The sequence below is a fragment of the Streptosporangium minutum genome (assembly GCF_002149035.1).
Classification (GTDB): Bacteria; Actinomycetota; Actinomycetes; order Streptosporangiales; family Streptosporangiaceae; genus Streptosporangium; species Streptosporangium minutum.
Genome location: NZ_NGFP01000399.1, coordinates 1 through 5,112, shown reverse-complemented (window position 1 = coordinate 5,112; position 5,112 = coordinate 1). Strand labels below are relative to the sequence as shown.

Here is a 5,112-nt window from a genome sequence, read left to right as displayed (position 1 = left end):
CCAGGGACCGGCGCCGAGCCCGCTCCCCGGCCCCTCCCCTGCCGGGAGCTGGTGGCGGTACCGCTGGACGGCGGGCCGGTGCGGCTCATCGTCCGCGCGCAGCACTTCCTGACCAACCCCCGCATCTCCCCCGACGGCACGCACATCGCCTGGATCGGCTGGGACCACCCCGCCATGCCCTGGGACGGCACCGAGCTGTGCGTGGCGCCCCTGGACGCGCTCGGCTCGGCCGGGCCGTACCGGGTCGTCGCCGGCGGCCCGGAGGAGTCGGTGATCCAGGCCGAGTGGCGCGACGACGGCGCGCTCTACGCCCTCACCGACCCGGACGGCTGGTGGAACCTGCATCTGGTCTCCCTCGACGGCTCCCCCGCCCGCAACCTGGCGCCGCTCCAGGAGGACTGCGGCGACGCCGTCTGGCGGCTCGGCAACACCTGGTTCGCGCTCGCCGGCGACAGGATCGTCCTCGTGCACGGCACCCCGGACCGCCGCCGCCTCGGCGTGCTGGACCCGGCCACCGGCGAGATGACCGATATCGACGCCCCGCCCACCTACTGGAACCCGACGGTCTCCACCGGCGGGGACCTGGTGGCGGGTGTGGCGGCCTCGCCGTACACGCCGTTCGAGGTCGTCACGGTGGACCTGCGCACCGGCGCGCACGCCGTGCTGTCCCCGGCGAAGGAGCTGCCCGACCGCGACGCGCTGCCCGACCCCGAGGCGGTGACCTTCGACGGCGTGCACGCGCACCTGTACCCGCCGCGCGACGTCACCGGCCCCGCGCCCTATGTGATCTTCGTACACGGCGGGCCGACCAGCGCCAGCACGATGGTCCTGGACGTGGAGATCGCCTACTTCACCAGCCGGGGCATCGGCGTGGCCGACGTGAACTACGGCGGTTCCACCGGGTACGGCCGCGCCTACCGGGAGCGGCTGCGCCACCAGTGGGGCGTGGTGGACGTGCGCGACTGCGAGACGGTGGCGCACGGCCTGATCGCCACCGGGCGGGCGCACCCGTCGAAGGTCGCGATCCGGGGCGGCAGCGCGGGCGGCTGGACGTCGGTGGCCGCGCTGGTGCACAGCAAAGTGTTCCGCGGCGCGGTGGCCCACTACGCCATCACCGACCCGGAGGGCTGGGCGGCCGAGACCCACGACTTCGAGTCGCGCTACCTCGACGGGCTGATCGGCCCGCTCCCCGAGACCCGGCAGCGCTACCTGGAGCGTTCCCCCACCCTGCACGCCGCGAACGCGTCAGGTCCCGCGCTGCTCATGCACGGCCTGGAGGACGCGATCGTCGACCCGGTCCAGGCGGAGCGGTTCGTCGCCGCGCTGGAGCGCGAGGGCACGCCGTGGGCCTACCTGACCTTCCCCGGCGAGCAGCACGGCTGGCGCCGGGAGGAGACCATCATCGCCGCCCTGGAGGCCGAACTGGCCTTCTACGGCCTGATCTTCGGCTTTCCGACGCCCGAGGTGCCGCCCCTGACCCTGCGGGGTATGCACCAATGATCCACTTGTTTTCGGGGGAGCTTTTTCGATGAACGAGGTCGCACAGATCTGCTCGGACCTGATCAGGTTCGACACCACCAACCCCGGCTCCGGCGAACGCCCGGCGGCCGAGCACGTCGCCGGGCTGCTGTCCGACGCGGGAATCGAGCCGACGGTCTTCGAGTCGGCCAGGAACCGCACCAGCGTGGTCGCCAGGATCCCGGGCGACTCGCCCGAGGCCCTGCTGATCCACGGTCATCTGGACGTGGTCCCGGCCGAACCCGCCGACTGGCAGGTCCACCCGTTCTCCGGCGAGGTCGTCGACGGCTGCGTCTGGGGCCGGGGCGCGGTGGACATGAAGGGCACGCTGTCGATGACGCTCGCCCTGGTCCGCGACTGGGCCCGGCGCGGCGTGCGGCCCAAGCGCGACATCGTGCTGGCCTTCCTCGCCGACGAGGAGGCCACCGGTGAGTACGGCTCGCGGTACGCGGCGACGCGGCACCGGGAGCTGTTCGACGGCTGCACCGAGGCGATCAGCGAGTCCGGCGGCTACAGCGTCCAGGTCCCGGACGCGCGCATCTACCCCGTCGCGGTGGGCGAGCGCGGCACCGCCTGGATGAAGCTCACCGCCCACGGCGTCGCGGGCCACGGCTCCCGGCCGCCGAAGGACAACGCGGTGGCCGAGCTCTGCCACGCCCTGTCGCGGATCGCCTCCTACCAGTGGCCGGTACGGCTGACGCCCGGGGTGGCGGCGCTGATCGCCGGCCTGGCGGACATCCTCGGCGAGACGATCGACTACGACCGGCTGGAGGAGGAGGCCGAGCGGCTCGGCCAGGCGGGCGCCCTGTTCAAGGCGCAGATCCGCAACTCGGCCAACCCGACGATGCTGGAGGCCGGCTACAAGGTCAACGTGGTCCCCGGCACCGCAACCGCGCACGTGGACGGCCGCTTCCTGCCCGGTTACCGGGAGGAGTTCCTGGAGACGATCGACCGCCTGCTCGGCCCCAAGGTCACCCGCGAGTTCGTCAACATCGAGGACGCCCCCTCGGCGCCGCTGGACGCGCCGTTCTTCGGCGAGCTCCGCGCCGCGCTCATCGCCGAGGATCCGGCCGCGCGGCCGGTGCCGTACGTGATGTCGGGCGGCACGGACGCGAAGTCCTTCGCCGACATCGGCATCAAGGGCTACGGCTTCGCGCCCCTGATGCTCAGCCCGGAGCTGGACTACTACGGCATGTTCCACGGCGTGGACGAGCGGGTCCCCGTCGAGGGGCTGGAGTTCGGCGTGCGCGTCCTGGACCGGCTCCTCACGTCCTGACAGGGCCAGAGGCCTCCTGTGACGTGACAGGCCCCGGGTCTCCTGCAGAACACAGGGCCACGGGCCTCCCGGCAGGGCCACGGGCCTTTTGACAGGGCCACGGCCGCCTTCCGAGGCGGCCGGCGGGCCGCCTCTCGGGGGCGGCCCGCGGATCGGTCAGCGCGGGAGCAGACCCGCACGTCGTCCGGCTCTACTCCCAGCCGTCCGCTCCCCGCAGGTCCGGCCTGGCGGTTCCCGCGAGCGCGCCGGCGGGGCAGGTCCACACGTTCTGGCTCGTCATGTGCCGGCTCCTTCTGTTCGGCGATGGTCGGACTGTCCGCTCTACCCGGCTCAGCGGCGATAAACGGCGCTCTGCCACCCGTCCTCGCGGATACCGCCGGAAGAGTAGGCCGGCGCGCGGGGCGTGCGCCCCGTGGAGTAGCCGATCACCGGCCGCCTGGAGGATGTCCTGGCCGTCCGCCTGAGTGATCGTGGTGCCATGACCACTCACCCGTTCAGATTCGGTGCCGTCGCAGGCTACGCCCCGAGCGCCGAGGCCTGGGCCGGGCTCGCCCGCCGCGCCGAGCGCATGGGCTACGCCACGCTGCTGGTACCCGACACGCTCGGCACGTTCTCGCCGTTCGCCGCGGCGGCCACCGCCGCCGCCGTGACCACGACCCTGCGGGTCGGCACCTACGTGGTGAGTGCTCCCTACCGGACGCCGGAGGCTGTGGCCTGGGAGACCTCCACCCTGCACACCCTCACCGGCGGCCGGTTCGAGCTGGGCGTCGGCGCGGGGCGGCCGCGCGCCGAGCAGGACGCCGCCGTCCTGGGCGTCGAATTCGGCACCCCGGCCCAGCGGATCGAGCGGCTCGCGCGGACGGTGGACGCGGTGCGCGACGTGCCGATCCTGATCGCCGCCTCGGGCGCCAGACTGCTGGAGCTCGCCGCGCGGAAGGCCGACATCGTCGCGCTCGGCGTGCCACCTCAGTTCACCGAGGAACAGCTCGCGGCCAAGCTGGACGATCTGTATGAGCTCGCCGGTGACCGCTACGACCATCTGGAGATCAGCATGAACCTGGCCTCCGTCGGCGACGAGCCGCCCGCGTGGCTGACCGGCCAGATGGGCGCCGATCCGCGCGAGGTGGCGGCCCGGGGTGGCACCGGCGTCCTCACCGGCACCGTCGACGAGATGGTGGAGACACTGCGCAGGCGCAGGGACAGGCTGGGCGTCTCCTACGTGTCGGTCAACGCGCAGTTCCTGGAGGAGTTCGCGCCGGTCGTGGAGCGTCTGACCGGCACCTGAGGGGGGCGGATCACCGGGACTCCAAAATTCCTCCCAAAGACACCAGTGCGGAAGATGACGCGGACCGGTCGCTGCACTCGGCCGATACCGGGAATCGCTCTCACAAACGGACGCCGGTCACCGATCGTCCGGCCGGCGCCCGCCCGGCACCCGGAGCGTCCGAGGGAAACCATGAGCGAACTCGTCACCATCGCCTACCCACAGGTGGACAACGCGATTCATGCCAGGGACAAGCTGCTGTCGCTACAGCGGGACGGATCCGTACAGCTGGCGGACCTGGCGCTGGTGGAGCGCCAGGACGACGGCGGGGTCACGGTGCATCCCACCCACCACAGAGCCTCCACCTACGCCGCAGAAGGGGCGGTGGCGGGAGGGCTGCTCGGGCTGATCGCCTTCGGGCCGATCATCGGCATCGCGCTGGCGGCGGCCGGTATCGCGTCCGCGGCCGCGGGGGCCACCGTCCTCGGGGCGAGCTCGGCGGCGCTGGCCGGGGCCGGGGTCGGCGCGGCGGTGAGCGCGGCGGACAACAACAGCGTCGACCTCGGCTTCGTCAAAGAACTCGGCGAGCACCTGCCCGCCGGCGGCGCGGCCCTGTTCCTGCTGCTGACCACCGACATCGACAGGATCGTCGCCGCGATCGCCCCCTACGGCGGGCACATCATCCGCACCACGCTCAGCGCGCCGGAGGAGCAGCGCCTCCAGCGCGCCATCGCGACGGCCCAGGCGTCAGGTGCCGGGTCAGACATCCCTGGACGTTAGATGTCAAGCGGCGAGGTCGTGGTTGCGATGTGACCATGCGGTTGCCTGGTCGTAGGTGGTGTGGGTTTTGAGGCAGCCGTGGAGGATGCCCACCAGGCGGTTGCCGACTTGGCGGAGGGCGGCGTTATGGCTGATGTCGCGGGCTTTGAGCTGGTCGTAGTAGGCGCGGACTTCAGGATCGTGGAGGAGGGCGCAGGAGGCTTGGAGGTGGAGAGCGTCGACGAGCCGGTCGTTGTGGACGAACCGTGCCTGGACGATCTTGGTCTTGCCGGAT

4 protein-coding genes and 1 pseudogene are annotated in these 5,112 nt (G+C 72.2%); 4 read left to right on the top strand and 1 reads right to left on the bottom strand.

The window, feature by feature from the left end; genetic code table 11:
* The 4 genes from CA984_RS42485 to CA984_RS42470 all read left to right on the top strand — a co-directional run.
* Nucleotides 1–1,500: dipeptidyl-peptidase 5 (locus CA984_RS42485; RefSeq protein WP_086578962.1), on the top strand; the 1,500-nt coding region annotated here is incomplete at its 5' end.
* Nucleotides 1,501–1,528: 28 nt separating this feature from the next.
* Nucleotides 1,529–2,794, top strand: coding sequence for a M20/M25/M40 family metallo-hydrolase (locus CA984_RS42480; protein ID WP_086578961.1), 1,266 nt, complete (start codon nucleotides 1,529–1,531; stop codon nucleotides 2,792–2,794).
* 478 nt (nucleotides 2,795–3,272) lie between these two features.
* Nucleotides 3,273–4,079 carry an LLM class flavin-dependent oxidoreductase gene (locus tag CA984_RS42475; RefSeq protein WP_086578960.1) on the top strand — a complete coding sequence of 269 codons (807 nt, stop codon included), beginning with the start codon at nucleotides 3,273–3,275 and terminating at the stop codon, nucleotides 4,077–4,079.
* 171 nt (nucleotides 4,080–4,250) lie between these two features.
* Entirely contained in the window at nucleotides 4,251–4,838 is a 588-nt protein-coding gene (locus CA984_RS42470) for a DUF1269 domain-containing protein (RefSeq protein ID WP_165781626.1), read from the top strand.
* Nucleotides 4,839–4,841: 3 nt separating this feature from the next.
* Here the strand turns inward: CA984_RS42470 and CA984_RS42465 are convergent.
* A pseudogene (locus CA984_RS42465) lies at nucleotides 4,842–5,112 on the bottom strand (IS110 family transposase); the annotation flags it as partial.

Coding starts and splice junctions, on each gene's coding strand:
- CA984_RS42480 (WP_086578961.1), top strand. CDS start 1,529: ATGAACGAGGTCGCACAGATCTGCTCGGACCTGATCAGGTTCGACACC.
- CA984_RS42475 (WP_086578960.1), top strand. CDS start 3,273: ATGACCACTCACCCGTTCAGATTCGGTGCCGTCGCAGGCTACGCCCCG.
- CA984_RS42470 (WP_165781626.1), top strand. CDS start 4,251: ATGAGCGAACTCGTCACCATCGCCTACCCACAGGTGGACAACGCGATT.